A 15,384-nucleotide genomic window follows, 5' to 3' on the forward strand; every position below is an offset into this window, starting at 1 on the left:
CCACTTCCTTTCCTACTCTCGTACAAGCTCATTTGATTACTACACTGTATGTAGAAATAGAAAGGAATATGCCTCAAGTTACGTCTCAGAATGGATACGATTTGAGTCCTGGTGACTATGAAGCTTAAACATTACACCATAGAGTAATGCTGCACACACAGCTAGTATACTAATAAGATAAAAAGTCATTTGAAATCCAATTAACGCCGTCATTGGTATAGCTGCTGGGGCAATTGTTCTACCGATAGTAAAACGAAGGCTTCCTGCAGCGAAATATTGACCACGCATGTGCTCAGGTGCAAGTCTTGACACAAATCCTTCTTGAATACCTACAACCATGAGCTCTCCTAATGTAAAAACAAACATCGCTAATGCAAGCATCCACACATGAGTCGTATGACCAAACATAACCATACTTAAAGCATAGATTAGACACGAAGCGATAAAGACATTTCGCTCCTTATATCTACTCATTTTTGAAGTCATATAGACCGTTAATAGAGCGACTAATAGGCCATTTTCTGAAATGAGCCAACTGAAAATCCGGTTACCGTCTGCACTAATATTGAAATCAAAGAGAGATAGCACAGGTTGTGTTGGTACGGATTCACTTAAATAGACAGCAATCAACAAATCTAGCTGCATAAACGTTTGAGCTACAAGAATTCCTGCGAGAATAAATAGGAGGAACACTTTATCCTGCACAATAATCCTGTAGTCCCTAAGCTGATTCGAAATAAAGCTGGTCCACTTGGTGGACGACTCAGAAACAAGTTTCTTTTGCATTTTATCCGGAGCCGTTTCTCGAATAAAGACTCCAATTAAAGCACTAACCCCAAAACTTACAAGCGCCGCTAGTAAAAGTAATTCAAATCTATGTTGAAAGAAAAAGATTCCTCCAAGGATTGGACCTGCAACAACAGATATATTGAGTGCCGTGTAAAAGACAGCAAAGACGGTATTTCGGTCTTTCTCTTCAACAACGTCTGCAACCATTGCATGGCTTGCGGGCCAATATAATGAGCCAAACACCCCTAGTATTGAGAAACTAATAAAGGTTAGCATTGGAGAGTTGAACCAAGGAGAATTAGCAAGAGCAAAAAGGATAAACGTTATACCTTGTCCGAATGCTGAAACAAACATCATTCGTTTTCTTCCATATTGATCCGCACAATAACCACCAACAAGGTTAGCAACAACGGCAATTACTTGTGAAAGAACTAGTAGTAGCCCTGCCATTCCCTTTCCAAATGAGTCAGAAAAATAAATCGCCATAAAGGGAAAGAACATCCAGAAAAGAACATTCATCATCCCTTCACCAAACAGTCGAATCTTTAAGTTTCGATCCCAATCTTTTATTCTCATAGGATTCCTCCGTAGTAAGTCACAAAAAAAAGAGAAACGGCTCATTAGCGCGTTTCTCTTTCGTTCGTCTGCCTCTATTAGCTTTCTCTTTTCACAGTTTCCATCTGTGGCTTGTAAAATGAACGATTATCAAGAGCGAATACTCGATCAGTAAATTCACCTGGTTCTACTTTATCAAGAGCGCGATCAAGCATATTCATTTTTGCGTCAATGTTATCAATCATATGAAGGATCTCTGCCTCGCGAATCATAGGTGGCTTCGGACTTCCCCATTCTGCTTTCCCGTGGTGGCTTAGGATGAGGTGTTGAAGAAGCATCACTTCTTCTCCTTCAATTTCTAATTCTTTCGCAGCTTGTCCGATTTCGTTTACCATAATTGATATATGACCTAGTAACTTTCCTTCATTGGTATAGCTTGCAGCAATTGATCCGGAAAGTTCCACGACTTTTCCTAGGTCATGAAGAATAATGCCTCCATAAAGCAAATCTGTATCCAATGATGGGTAGAGATTCGATAGGGATTTAGCAATATCTAGCATAGATACAACATGGTAAGATAATCCGGATACGAACTCGTGGTGATTCTTCGTTGCTGCTGGGAAAGTAAGAAATTCATTTTGATGCTTTTTAACTAGATGTCGTGTGATTCGCTGAATATTTGGATTGCGCATTTCAAATACATATTGCGTGATTTTCTCCATAATTTCATTTATTTCAAGCGGAGCAGATTCTACAAAATCACTAACCTTAACTTGATCCATATCTGTCGCCAATCGTATTGTCTTAATACGAAGCTGATTGCGGCCTCTATAATTTGTTACATCACCTTTTACTTTAATAATTTGTTGTGCATCGAAGCTTTCCTCGTCATCAGAAGAAGCATCCCATAGCTTCGCTTCAATGTCTCCTGATTTATCTTGTAGTATTAACGTTAAGAAAGGCTTTCCATTGCTCGCTACACCTTTCACAGATGATTTAATTAATAAATAGTGATCAACTTGATCACCAACACGATAATGACCGATGCCTTTAAAATCCTTCATCTTTCCACCTCCGCGGCAAAATCTATCTACCTAGTATAGCACAGCCTCAACTTGTCATTGGACCATGATTATTTCTTTATTGAACTTGGAATAATAATTGAAAACACTACGCCCTCTTCTAAATTCGTCACTTCCGCTGACCCTTCATGACGCTCTGCGATTTTTTTCACAATCGCAAGTCCTATACCAAATTGCCCTTTGTCACCTTTTTGGAAGGGTTCAAACAAACGCTCTTTTTCTACTGTCTCAAAAGAAATTTGTTCCCCATCATTATATACCTCAACTTTTACCTGTTGATCGCTTTGAATAGCAGTTAATTCTATTTTGCTGTTAGCATAACGTAATGCATTCTGAACGAGATTGTCCATTGCTGTTAGCATTTGTTCACGTATAGCAGTGATTTCAATATCTTCACCAGAAATCGTAAACATCACATCTTCTCGCTGATACATGAATCGTTCTCGAATTTCCTCTGCTAGAATTCCAAATCGAAACGTTTCAAAGTTCTCTTCAGGTTCATCGATTGAATCTAATTTAATATACGTTAGCATTGCCTTTACTCGTTGATCCATACGATCCGATTCATTTAGAATAATCGTCATAGTATTATCAAGGGAATCAGGCATTACACCGTCTTTAATTGATTGAGCATAGCTTTTGATAATCATAATCGGTGTTTTTAATTCATGTGAAGCATGTTGGATAAACGTTTTTTGAGCTTTGTCATATCGCATTAAATTCTGCCTCATTAACTCAAACTGATTGGAAAGCTTCTGAAATTCTTCATCGCCCTCCCAGCGGAATGGCTCCTTCCAGTTACGGTTTGCAATTTGTTCAAACCGTTCCCCAAGAACGGTTAGCGGTCTACGTAAATACCTCGCAATCCATGCTGCCGGAAAAAGACTCAGTAACAATGCAAAAAAGAGGATTACCATTAACCTCCACCACAGACGATCAATCATCTGATCTCGGTAAGTATCCCACATATATGAAATAAAATAGGCTTCCTGTCCATTTACGTCAACTTTAGAGATAACATAAAAGAGTGACGCTTGATCATTATACGTTAGCTCATAGCGACCTTTATCCTGTTCTTGATCTAGAGCATTTTTACGCATTTCAATAATGACTTCATCAGGAATAGGATCTCCTTGTAGCGGTCCACTATATAACCTCGTGATTAACGTGTGCCCTACTGAACGTGCTGCATCTCTTCTTTCAATAAAATCTTCATCAGTCTGAGGCGGAAGTGGTCCATCTTGATCCGGAAAGGTGTAACGCTGCTGCTCGCTCTCAATAATTTGATACGTTTCTTCCGTTAGGGTTCCTTTAATGGAAAGTGGATAGATGACTGCTATTACTACCCCAACGAGTAGGACAAGGATCATAAACGATAGCCAGATCCGTTTCGTTAAGTTAAGACGAATCATGTAATTAACCGGTACCCAAGTCCGTAAGATGTTTCAAGATTCATGCGAGGCATCTTTTTGCGGACTCGTCTAATTACATCATCAACAGCACGATCGGAGCCTACATAGTCATCTCCCCAAACATGAACTAATATTTGCTCTCTCGAGAGCGTTTGATTGACATGATCCACAAGGTATAGAATTAAATCCATTTCCTTTGTTGTTAATTCAATAGGCTCCCCACGATCCAGTACTTTACGTGCTGTTGGATCGATTTCATATTCAACAATTTCAAACCGCTTTTGTGAAGGTTGTTGATAGACTCTTTTCAAGAGCTTCTTAGCACGAATGATAAGTTCTCTAGGCATAAAAGGTTTGGCAATGTAATCATCGCTTCCTAATTCAAGACCAACAATGCGGTCGAGATCTTCGTCTCTTGCAGAAATAAAGATAACTGGAACATCATCTTCTGCTTTAATTTTCTTTAATAATTCATATCCGTCTATTCCAGGCAACATAATATCAAGAATCCAAAGGTGACACGACTCATGGATACTCTCCATTGCCTCTTCACCGCTCACAAACGTTTTTACTTGAAACCCTTCTTTTTCCATATATGTTTTTAATATTTGTACTAGATTTTCTTCATCTTCGACTAAATGCACTTTATAGGTTTCTTCCATGAAACTCACCTCATCTTATTGTACCTTTTTTGTAGAGAATGTCGTGCGCTCTAAAACATGAATATTTTCACCTAGACCACTCGTTGTGTCAATATGACAGGTTAATAAAATCACTTGATGATTAATAGAAAACTCCTTGATAAAACTTTTCGCTTTCTCTGTACGTTTTGCATCAAAATTCACAAAAATATCATCGAGAAAAATTGGTAACTGGATAGGTGATATAGAAGCAAGAGCAAGTCGTATACAAAGATATAGCTGCTCAACTGTTCCCCTACTAAGCTCAGATGGCTTGTATGCTTTTCCACCGCTATGCATCACGCGAAAACCCATTCCTTCAGAAGGAGGGAAAATAGCAGTATATCGCCCTTCTGTGATCACATTAAAATAGTGTTCAGCTTTTTTAAGTACAGCGGGAAGCCGTTCTTCTTGATAATGCGCCTTTGCCTTTACTAAAAGGTCAGATGCCACTTTATAAACCGACCATTTCCACGCAAGAGCATTGATTTCGTCTTCCTTTTGCTTTTGCTGTAACAGAAGATCTTCATATGTACCATCTTCAGTTAAGAGATGCATTCGCTCCTGCTCAGCAGCTAGTTGTTGGTAGACTTCCTGTTGTTTCTTTATAACTGAACGTTCCTCACGCTCTACTGTAATGAGTTCACTCTCAATTTCTTCTAATGATATACGCTCCGAACATAAATCCGATTCGTCTACCTGTGAATCAATCGTTACAAGTTGATTCAAGATCTCTTTAGCTTCTTTTTGCGCATTTCCCTTCGTTCTGAACGCTTCTTCCGTATCTGTTTCCGCTATGCTCATCAATTCCTTCATTTCATTTCTGCATGATGTAAGCTTTTCGTTAATGTCAGCTAGTTGTGATTCAAGAGATTGGTATTGATCACGTAGTTTCTCAATTTCTCGAATTGCTTCTCGCTCTTCATCTGCTTTTTGAAGTAAAAGCTGCATTGCATTTTCAGCGTAATAGTATGTTATGTTCGTATCATCACATACTTTCTTAATTCCATCTTCAACTACCTTTAAACTGTAGTCAAGTTCTTCTAGCTGCCGCTGCTTATGACTATAATTCTGTTGTCGCTTTTTAATAGAAGTAATCTTATCAAATGAATCTAGTACTGAATGCAGTGGAATAGTATCGGGAAAGGTATTAGACGATCTCCACTTTTTAATAGCACTCTCAATTTGATAGCGTTCCGCTTCCCAACGATCTACTTTTTCTGCAGCTTTAATGTAGGTGCGATTTAAGCGATCCAGCTGTTCTTTTGCTTGCTCAACTCTCCTTCTGAGCTCAAGATCTTGGATAAGCAAATCATGGTCGCTTCCATGACTATTTTCCTTCGTAAGGGTCATTAGATAAGCACCTATTAAAGCGATTGCTGATGATGCAATTCCAAGAAACCAACTTTCATAAAGTCCCAATCCAATAAAGAGGAGCAATGCACATATGACCAATCCACCTTGCCATTTCTGTCTTCCAGCCGGTATTTTACTATTACTAATCCTCTCTCTTTCACTATCAGACAAAAGCCTTCCCTTTAGCAGCTCGTATTCGCTCTCTTCTTTTTCCAGTTCCTCTTGTGCTGACTGGAAAGACTCATTTAGATAGCGGTACTCCTGATCAGATCGATTGCGATCTTCTATATGTTGTTTCAGCTCTTCTCTCGCTGTAAAACTCGTGTTGGCATGGTTTGCATCTTCTCTTACTAACCCAAGACTATCTAGTTCATCTCCAAGGATTGATTCGATCGACATCAAGTCACGTTCAAGTTCTTTGCGCTCTTCTGATCTTGCTCGAAACAGCACCATTTGTTCATTCCAGTAAGAAACATCTTGAAGAAACACTTTCCACTCTGGCATAATATCAAAGCTATTCATTTCTTCTTTCATCTTTTGGAGTCTTTTCAACATACTTTCTGATTCTCCAGAAAGAAGAACGGCTTGTTCTTTCCACTTATCCATTCGAATTAAGCCGTCTTCTGGGAAAGGTTTGTATTTAGGAAGTTTGCTAAGGTGACTCTCTAATCTCCGCTTTTCCTTCAATAGGGGGAATACGCGCTTCTCTCGATCAAGATTGCGACGTTCACTCCGCAAGTGCTCTAATCGTTCAGTATGTTCTGAAACCTGACCTTCCAGTTGCTGTTTATTTTGTACTATCCTATTATATTCTCCATTCTTTTTAGCCCATTCATTTGTTTTCTTCTTTAAAGTCTCCCAATTTTCTAGTTCATCATTTAGAAGTGGCTTTCGCCCGCCAGGTTTAAACAGCTCTCCCTGACGCTTATCAAATGCCTTTTCAACAGCTAAAAGAGAAGTTCCTCCACTCATACCCGCTTCATAAAGAACTTGATTCCAACCGTCTTCATCATAACGATGGTAATCATTAAGGGTGTTGAGATTGCAAAAGAAAATTTGTCGGAAACTAGAGCGATTCATTCCTTTTAATAATTGCTTTAAATTTTCTTCATCACCGGTTGATCCATCAGGAAAGTGAATCGTAACATCCCCTGAAGCCTTCCCTTTCGTTCGTTCTACTACAATCTTTTCACCATTGCTCTCCATTGTAAGTGTTCCACCAAAGCGCCCATGGTGGTTCATTTCGTAGCTTTCCTCATGACGTGCGGGAAATCCAAATAAAATCGATTCAATGAATGCAAGAAGAGTGGATTTGCCAGCTTCATTTTCACCGTAAATGAGGTGAATAGTAGAAGAGATAGTTGTCATTTGAAAATCCTCGAATTTCCCAAAGCTATAAATATGCAATTCAAGAAGCTTCACTTTATATCACCTCCGTTATTCTCAACCAGGTAAGAAAGCAAGAGTTCCTCAGCTTCTTTCACAAGCTGGTCTTGATCATCAATTGTTTCAAGCGCTTTTCTAGCGCGCCTGTGTTCAAACAGTGGTGCCAGCGCTTCTTGTAAATCATTCTCTTTATAATCATCTGACGTAACAAGAATGTCTTTTATAAATCCCTCTTGTTGTTCTAAAACCTGTCGATCCCATGACGGCTTTGATTTCAAAGAGAACTTATATGGCCATACAAAATGATTATCTTCCATCTCTCTGTTTAGTTGTAGGGCAAGAAGAAGATCCTCTAGCTGATCTTCTTGAAGTAGTTGCGTATGTAGATGACTAATGCCAGTAAGTTCAATTTCTATTAAATGCCCTCCTGAAGCAAAGAGGTCTTGATTCAAAAGATCCTCACAAGCATGCAAAAGATCTTGCATTGTTTCAAACGCTCCCAAATCGATAGTAGGTCGATGCCAAGTAACATCAGATGTTTGATGAAAGGAGGTTGACGGAGATGCCTCACTTAACGTTACAAGATAGCACCCTTTCGCTCCTGTCTCCTTCCGGTGCGCTCCTTGGATATTACCTGGATAAATAACAGGAGGCTCTTCTAAAAGGTGTGCTCGCTTATGGATATGACCAAGAGCCCAGTAATCAAAATCCTTTTCCACTAATTCACTAAGCGAAAATGGGGCGTATGAAGAATGCTCTGTCTGTCCTTCGAGATTTCCATGAAGCATCCCTATTTGGTAAACATCTTCTTCTACTCTAGAATACCGATCAACCATTTTCTCATTTACGTGACGTGACGGATAACTAAAGGCGTGTATATAAGCAAGTCTTTTGCCATCTTGTTCAAAAGGAATTGCTTCTACATTGCTTGGAAAGAAGTAACTACTTTCTGGCCAAGTTAAGCTTACCCACTCTCCATCAAGTGCATCATGATTTCCATGTGACAAATAGCTATGAATCCCTGCATTGTGCAATCTTTGCAATTCTATTAAAAGCGTCATCTGCGCTTTAAGACTTCGATAGCTAGTATCAAATAAATCTCCTGCAAAAAGAACAAAATCGACTTTATTAGAAATCGCCAAATCAACAATACGCCTTAGCGAACGATAAGCACTATCTCTCACAAATTCATGTATGGAATTCGGAAGGCGATTGGCTCCAGAAAAAGGTCTATCTAAATGTAGATCCGCGCAGTGCAGGAAGGATATTGGTCTCACTATTCATCGCTCCTTCTAATGCTCTCTTTACCTACTAGTTTACCATATTTAATCGAGCGCACGTTCGCACAACCCTACATTTATCATCTCCAAAAACCATCCTCCCTTAACCCCTAACTTTAAGTTCATGAACTTAGGCTCTTTTCTAATGCGGGACTATCGGGACAGGTGAGACCCCGTAGGAGCGTTAGCGACGAGGAGGCTCAAGTGTCCCGCCCCGCGGAAAGCGAGCATCCTGGAGCGGAAATTAACTCGATATAGCAACAATGTCTGCGAAAAGAGCCTAAACTTAAAAGTCATCCGCAACGTAATGCGGATGACTTTTATTAATCTATCTAGGTATGATCTACCGTTCTCTTCTTGATAACTTCAATGCCTTTCCTATATCTTTTAGCGAAGATGATTTACCATACATTAGTACTCCGCCCCGATAAACTTTGGCACCAAGTATTCCAAAAACAATAATACTTCCTATCAGCAGTGCAAGACTAATGGCGACTTCCCAAAATGGAATCGCAAGCATTCCTACTCGTAAAAACATGACGACCGGTGTAAAGAACGGAATATAGGACGCAATTGTTACGAAAGGTGAAGACGGCGTACTTAGTCCAAACATCGCAATAAAGAAAGCAATTATGATTAGAAATTGAACAGGCATAATTAGCTGCTGTACTTCTTCTGCTCGACTAACGAGAGATCCTACCATAGCTAGGATGGTTGCATAGAGCAAATAGCCAAGAACGAAGAATACAATAGCATAGACAACAAGCGAAACAGTTAAATTACTGAAATTGAGAAATGAAAGGAAACCAGTTTGTGATCCTTCATCATCTTGTAACTGCATAAAGAGGTATCCACTAATAATGATAATTGTATATTGTGTTATACCTAGAAGAGCAATACCAAGGATTTTCCCAAACATTTGCTTTACTGGAGAAACACTCGAAATCAAGATCTCCATCACCCTTGAAGATTTCTCTGTCGCAACTTCCACTGCCACCATATTGCCATAGAAAATCACTGAGAAATAAATAACAAACAAAAGCACATAAACGAACACTCTTGCTTGATTCAACTCATCTTCTGTTTTTGCGCCTTTTTCTAGCGCTACTTTTTCGAATTGTACAGGTTGATCAATTTCGAGAAGCTGTTTTTGTGTCACTCCTGCCCTCTCAGCAGCAACAGTGCTCTTAACTTGCTGAAGTGCTGATTCGAGCAATTGAGGCGTATTCTGTTCTGCAACTGTTTCCGCTTTATAAATAGCTTTTGGTTCACCAGCTTCATCTTCCTCTAAAATCATGTAGCTATCAAGTTCGCCTTCTTCTATTGCTTGCTGCGCCTCTTCTTCCGTTCCTTTAAACGATTTGAGGTCGAGATTAGACTCCATTCTATCTAACTGGTTCTGAAGCAAAGGGAAATACTCACTCGTTGTAATAACACCAACTTGATCTTCTTCATTAGTATCAAAACGTTCAATAATAGTAGATATATTTGTTAATAGAAAAATCATTAGAAGCGTAATGACAGTTGTTACGATAAACGCTTTTGACTTTAGACGATTTAAATAAGTTTGGGTAAGAACAATAAAAAATTTATTCATATGCCGCCCCCACTTTCTCTATGAAAATATCATTCAGAGATGGCTCTTCTAATTCAAACCTTCGAACAAATCCTTTTTCTGTTAATTTATGCAGAACAACTTGAGAAACGCTCTCTTCTTCTATTTGAACTACGCTATGGTTCAATCCTTTTTTAATTCGATGAACTCCTTCAAGTTCTTCAAGAAAAGTAAGGTCAAAATCAACATCAATGAGTACGTTCTTCTTACCATAAGAGCGCTTAATTTCTTTCAGATTACCTGATACCACTGGTTTTCCTTTATGAAGAATACACAAATGTTCGCAAAGTTCTTCCACATGTTCCATACGATGACTGGAAAAAAGAATTGTAGTCCCTAACTTCTTAAGGTCCAGAACAGCATCTTTTAAGACCTCAACATTAACCGGATCAAGTCCACTAAATGGCTCATCAAGAATAAGTAATTCTGGTTTATGTATAACGGCTGCAATAAACTGGATTTTCTGCTGGTTTCCTTTCGATAACTCTTCAACTTTTTTATCAATGTACTCAGGTACATTAAACCGTTCAAGCCATGAGATAACTTCCTTCTCTACCTCAGATCTCTTCATTCCGCGTAATTTACCTAGATAGATTAACTGTTCTTTCACTTTCATTTTCGGATAAAGTCCCCGTTCCTCAGGTAAATAACCAATCAAATGACTAGAATCATAAGATATAGCATTGTCCTTCCACGAAATGGTCCCATTCGTCTGATCAATGAGACGTAAAAGCATTCGAAAAGTGGTTGTCTTCCCAGCACCGTTCCCTCCAAGAAGCCCAAAAATCTCATTCTCTGGTATTGATAAATTCAAATCATCTACTGCAGTAAAGGATCCAAACCGTTTTGTTACATTCTGAAATTGAAGCATAATACCCCCCTAATATAGTGACTTTTCAATGCTAACACTACCTATCGTAATAAGTATAACGGCTGAATAAACCAAAAGATTCATTTTTTCAGAAAAAAGTGACAACAAAAACCACAATCGGTAAAATGGAATATAGCAGGAGGGGATCAAATGGAAAAGTACATCATCACCGCATTCGAAAAAAACGGAACCAACGTCCTAGATGAAAGCTTCGAAGCCCAGGACGACAAAGAAGCAAAAAAAATCGGCGAAGAACTACTCAAACAAAAAGGACTAGAAAAAAACTCCGCCCGCGTCGTATCATCCCAAGGCAAACTAGTTTTGTTTAAAAGATGAAAAGCGGAAGCCTCCGTTTAGACACGGCAGGCACTGGAGCCTTTCAATATGAACACGTCCTTTGTGTTCAGGTTGAAAGGTGAAGTGACCGAGTGTCTGGAGGCTGCAGCTAGACACGAAAAGGGAAGACGAGCGTTTAGAAACGGAGATATTGGAGCTCTTGAATGGGAACACGTTCTTTGTGTTCAGGTCGGAAGGCGAAGCGATCGAGGACCTGGGCTCTGCAGCTAGACATGAAAAGCGGAAGTGGGCGTTTAGCCTCGAAAAGCGCTGGAGCCTCCCCAAAAGAACACGTTCTTTGTGTTCATTTGGGGAGGTGAAGCGATCGAGAGGCTGGCCACTGCAGCTAGACATGAAAAGCGGAAGCCTCCGTTTAGACACGGCAGGCACTGGAGCCTTTCAATATGAACACGTTCTTTGTGTTCAGGTTGAAAGGTGAAGTGACCGAGTGTCTGGAGGCTGCAGCTAGACACGAAAAGCGAAGACGTGCGTTTAGAAACGGAGATATCTTCACTTTTACAAAAAAGAATCCAACCAACCAAAGAACCGCCCGTCCAAATGGACGGGCGGTTCTCTTCTTCTTACTTCAAGTTAATCCAAACGCTCTTTACTTCTGTGTAATTGTTCAGTGCGTAAGAGCCCATTTCTCTTCCGATTCCAGACTGCTTGTATCCTCCGAATGGAGAAGCTGCATCAAACGCATTGTAACAGTTCACCCATACAGTACCCGCTTTAATCTTATTAGCAACATAGTGAGCAGACTTTAAGTTTTCAGTCCATAAGCCCGCTGCTAAGCCGTAGTTCGAGTCATTGGCGCGTTCAATTACTTCATCAAGATCTTCGAACGGCATAGCTGCTACAACTGGACCAAAAATTTCTTCTTTCGCAATTGTCATCTTGTCGTCAACATCAGAGAAGATAGTCGGCTGGACATAATAGCCCTTATCGTATGGAACTTGTCCACCAGTAAGTAATTCTGCGCCTTCATCTTGCCCCTTTGAAATATAATTCATGACACGCTGATGCTGCTCTTCTGAAACAAGTGGTCCCATTTCAGTATCTGGGTCAAGGCCTGCTCCCTGTTTAATCTTTTCACTATGACTCACGAGATCTGCCATCACGTTATCATAGGCTTTCTTTTGAATATACAATCTTGATCCTGCACAGCAGACTTGTCCCTGGTTAAACATAATACCACTCAAAGCACCTGGTATCGCTTTTGTCATATCAGCATCTGGTAATATGATATTTGGCGACTTCCCACCGAGCTCAAGCGTTACACGCTTCAAGTCATTTGAAGCCTGACTCATGATATATTTACCAACATCAGTTGATCCTGTAAAAGCAATCTTATCAACGTTTGGGTGCTTAACAAGAGCATCCCCTGCCGTTTCACCATATCCAGGAACAACGTTTACAACACCTTCCGGGAATCCTGCTTCCTCCATTAATTCCGCTAGATAAAGTACAGATAATGGTGTTTGTTCAGCAGGCTTTAGAACAATCGTACAGCCAGTCGCAAGAGCCGCACCCAGTTTCCAGGCAGCCATTAGCAATGGGAAGTTCCATGGAATGATTTGTCCGACCACACCTAGTGCTTCGTGACGAGTATAGTTAAAGAATGGTCCGTTTACCGGAATCGTTTGTCCCATAATCTTTGTTGACCATCCTGCATAATAGCGAAAATGCTCGATCGCAAGTGGTACGTCAGCATTTCGAGTTTCACGAATTGGCTTTCCGTTGTCCAGCGTATCAATCATGGCTAACTCTTCTTTGTTCTCTTCCATTAAATCAGCTAATTTATAAATCAATCGACTTCTTGCAGAAGCAGACATTCGAGACCATGGACCACTATCAAAAGCTCTTCTAGCTGCCATAACCGCTTCATCAATGTCATCTTTCATTGCTTCACTAACCGTTGCTAATACTTCTCCAGTCGAGGGGTTTAGTGTATCAAATGTTCTTCCTGATACTGAATCTTTCCATTGACCATTAATGTAGAGTTGTTTCGTTCCTTTCAGAAATTCTGCTACCTTTGGACTCAAATCGAGAATCTTTTGCATACTAACTATCCCTCCAGATAATAAAATTATCAAACATTATACATATTAGATGTTTTTTCGTGAAAGCCTTTTCATTTTGTAAAAATGCATCGAAAGTCACACAAAAGACGCCTTAATCTCCCTATATAAGACAGGGTTCGACTAAGGCGCTAAAGTAAATTTTATCTTACTCACGAGAAACTATCTTTTCACCTGTACACGCATTTGTCTTCTGAATACTTCCTTTACCATATACGACACACCTTGTTGGTCATTTGATCGCGTTACCCAATCGGCTAGTCTTTTTAATTCGTAAGACGCATTTCCCATTGCAACACCAAGCCCTGCTTGATGAATCATTTCTGCATCACAGTCTGCATCGCCTATTACTACCATTTGATCAACTGGTATGCCTAATTGATCACCAAGAAGACGGAGCCCTTTTGCTTTTGATACCCCTTTAGGAACGATACCGAAGTTACACTTTGTCGAACGAACAACAGATATAGTAGGAATACGTTCTTCAAGAAGCCGACGCGCTTCCTCTCTTTCTTGATCTTGAAAGAAATGAGCATCGATTTTTGGTGGAGAAAGCTCTTTCTTATCTAAATACTCACTAAGCGTTTCTACGAAGTTGACCGGATAGAAAAGGGGATCACCAATCCCGAGCGTCATTTTGGCAGATAAATAATGGTTATGCTTAACCCGATTACCGACTGCTAATCGTTCATGAATAATGCGAATATGACAATCGAAGTTCTCAAGAATTTGAACGATTTCTTGTACATCCCTGTTTGAGATCCTCTGTTCATGAATGGGCTCTTTTACCTGTTCTGCAATGAAAGCTCCACTATGAGTAATAAGAATAGCGTCATCAAGCTTCACTGCTTTCGCAATCTTCTTCGCAGATGCGAAGTTGCGACTCGTTGTAAGCGTTACATACACCCCTTTTTCCTGAACATAACTAATGGCATCTTTCGTTTCTTTATCAATCTTATGATTAGACCTAAGCAGGGTTCCATCAATGTCTAAAGCCAGAAGTTTATATACCATTTGGATCCCTCCTGTTCACTCTTATCACTTAACCCTATGAATGCTGAGTCTTGTCTTATCACTTAATTTTGAACCAGATGACGAATTGTTAAAAATAGGAGTTTAGAATTGTTGGACGGTGGGAAGTTTTATTATGAAACTACTAATATTACAAGTGTATTACAATAGAAGAGAGGGGCTAGTAGGTATGACTCAAGGGAAAGAACGCATTCGATTTGACTGCGTGGGTACATTAGAAGAACCACATGTATACAAATGTTCTGAGTGTGATCATGAATTTCGTGGATTAATTGGTGGAAATGAGAATCGCGACTATGAACTAGATTGCCCACAATGCGATGTAACAGAGAGAATCACAACTCAACCACAGCAATTTGAAGTAGTTGGTGTAATCGAGAACGTTGTTTAGGACTCATCTTCATTTAATATCACATCAATCTTAAATTTCTACAACTTAGTCAATTAAAAAGAACGCCCGCCATAAGTATGGCGGGCGTTCTTCTATTGTTTTAAAGCTTATTGCTCAGCATCTTCTTCAGGGCTACCGTATAGATCTTCAAGAGGTCTAGTTACGATTTTGTTAATGTCCTGAATAACCTGGCTCATGCGCTGCTCTTGTTGCATTAACTGAGAAATCACTTCGTGCTGCTGCACAAGTTCAACTTGCTGTTGAGCTGTTTGTGCTTCTTCTTCAGTGATTTGCTGACCAGTCATTTGCTTCTGTTGAAGCTCCATCTGCATGTTACGGAAGTTATCAAAAAGTTTCTTTGATACTTCATCTTGGTTTACTTGATCGTATAGTTCTTTAAGCTTCGTGTAGTCTTCATGCTCACGCATTGCGCTTTCTAATTCATAAGCTACGTCGTATAAATTCTTCTCTGCCATTGTATATACCTCCTTAGATTGAGGATTATTTCGCTCTCATAA

Annotated in this window: 13 protein-coding genes; 2 read left to right on the forward strand and 11 right to left on the reverse strand. The window is 39.7% G+C overall.

Annotated features, from left to right (window positions below):
• Positions 1-78: 78 nt before the first annotated feature.
• From AB986_RS19155 to AB986_RS19190, 8 genes are all read right to left on the reverse strand, one after another.
• Positions 79-1,365 (reverse strand): MDR family MFS transporter, encoded by a 1,287-nt coding sequence (locus tag AB986_RS19155; protein WP_048313217.1) that lies wholly within the window; start codon positions 1,363-1,365, stop codon positions 79-81.
• A gap of 77 nt (positions 1,366-1,442) precedes the next feature.
• Positions 1,443-2,408 carry a 3'-5' exoribonuclease YhaM gene (yhaM, locus tag AB986_RS19160; protein ID WP_048313218.1) on the reverse strand — a complete coding sequence of 322 codons (966 nt, stop codon included), beginning with the start codon at positions 2,406-2,408 and terminating at the stop codon, positions 1,443-1,445.
• A gap of 68 nt (positions 2,409-2,476) precedes the next feature.
• Positions 2,477-3,838: a sensor histidine kinase gene (locus AB986_RS19165; RefSeq protein ID WP_048313219.1), complete on the reverse strand. Its 1,362-nt coding sequence runs from the start codon at positions 3,836-3,838 to the stop codon at positions 2,477-2,479.
• Positions 3,835-4,500 carry a response regulator transcription factor gene (locus tag AB986_RS19170; protein WP_048313221.1) on the reverse strand — a complete coding sequence of 222 codons (666 nt, stop codon included), beginning with the start codon at positions 4,498-4,500 and terminating at the stop codon, positions 3,835-3,837. The genes AB986_RS19165 and AB986_RS19170 overlap by 4 nt, the downstream gene beginning before the upstream one ends.
• Before the next feature lie 15 nt (positions 4,501-4,515).
• The gene (locus tag AB986_RS19175) at positions 4,516-7,296 is read right to left on the reverse strand and encodes an ATP-binding protein (protein WP_048313223.1); all 2,781 of its coding nucleotides are present in this window, start codon (positions 7,294-7,296) and stop codon (positions 4,516-4,518) included.
• Positions 7,293-8,537, reverse strand: coding sequence for a metallophosphoesterase family protein (locus AB986_RS19180; protein WP_048313224.1), 1,245 nt, complete (start codon positions 8,535-8,537; stop codon positions 7,293-7,295). Before AB986_RS19180 ends, AB986_RS19175 begins: the two co-directional genes overlap by 4 nt.
• Before the next feature lie 346 nt (positions 8,538-8,883).
• Positions 8,884-10,137, reverse strand: coding sequence for an ABC transporter permease (locus AB986_RS19185; RefSeq protein WP_048313225.1), 1,254 nt, complete (start codon positions 10,135-10,137; stop codon positions 8,884-8,886).
• Positions 10,130-11,029, reverse strand: coding sequence for an ABC transporter ATP-binding protein (locus AB986_RS19190; RefSeq protein WP_048313227.1), 900 nt, complete (start codon positions 11,027-11,029; stop codon positions 10,130-10,132). The genes AB986_RS19185 and AB986_RS19190 overlap by 8 nt, the downstream gene beginning before the upstream one ends.
• A 147-nt stretch (positions 11,030-11,176) precedes the next feature.
• Between AB986_RS19190 and AB986_RS19195 the strand changes: the two genes are divergently transcribed.
• Positions 11,177-11,362 carry a YhzD family protein gene (locus AB986_RS19195; protein ID WP_048313228.1) on the forward strand — a complete coding sequence of 62 codons (186 nt, stop codon included), beginning with the start codon at positions 11,177-11,179 and terminating at the stop codon, positions 11,360-11,362.
• Positions 11,363-11,943: 581 nt separating this feature from the next.
• Here AB986_RS19195 and AB986_RS19205 read toward each other — a convergent pair.
• Positions 11,944-13,425 (reverse strand): aldehyde dehydrogenase family protein, encoded by a 1,482-nt coding sequence (locus AB986_RS19205; RefSeq protein ID WP_048313230.1) that lies wholly within the window; start codon positions 13,423-13,425, stop codon positions 11,944-11,946.
• Between the two features lie 180 nt (positions 13,426-13,605).
• Complete coding sequence (locus tag AB986_RS19210; RefSeq protein ID WP_048313231.1) at positions 13,606-14,457, reverse strand: Cof-type HAD-IIB family hydrolase; 852 nt, start codon at positions 14,455-14,457, stop codon at positions 13,606-13,608.
• Positions 14,458-14,590: 133 nt separating this feature from the next.
• On the opposite strand from AB986_RS19210, the gene AB986_RS19215 reads away from it, so the two are divergent.
• Complete coding sequence (locus AB986_RS19215; RefSeq protein ID WP_152671041.1) at positions 14,591-14,866, forward strand: FmdB family zinc ribbon protein; 276 nt, start codon at positions 14,591-14,593, stop codon at positions 14,864-14,866.
• Positions 14,867-14,973: 107 nt separating this feature from the next.
• Here AB986_RS19215 and AB986_RS19220 read toward each other — a convergent pair whose 3' ends face one another.
• Entirely contained in the window at positions 14,974-15,342 is a 369-nt protein-coding gene (locus tag AB986_RS19220) for a YlbF/YmcA family competence regulator (RefSeq protein ID WP_048313234.1), read from the reverse strand.
• Positions 15,343-15,384: the final 42 nt, after the last annotated feature.

The organism is Guptibacillus hwajinpoensis, from assembly GCF_001039475.1.
GTDB lineage: Bacteria > Bacillota > Bacilli > Bacillales > Guptibacillaceae > Guptibacillus > Guptibacillus hwajinpoensis.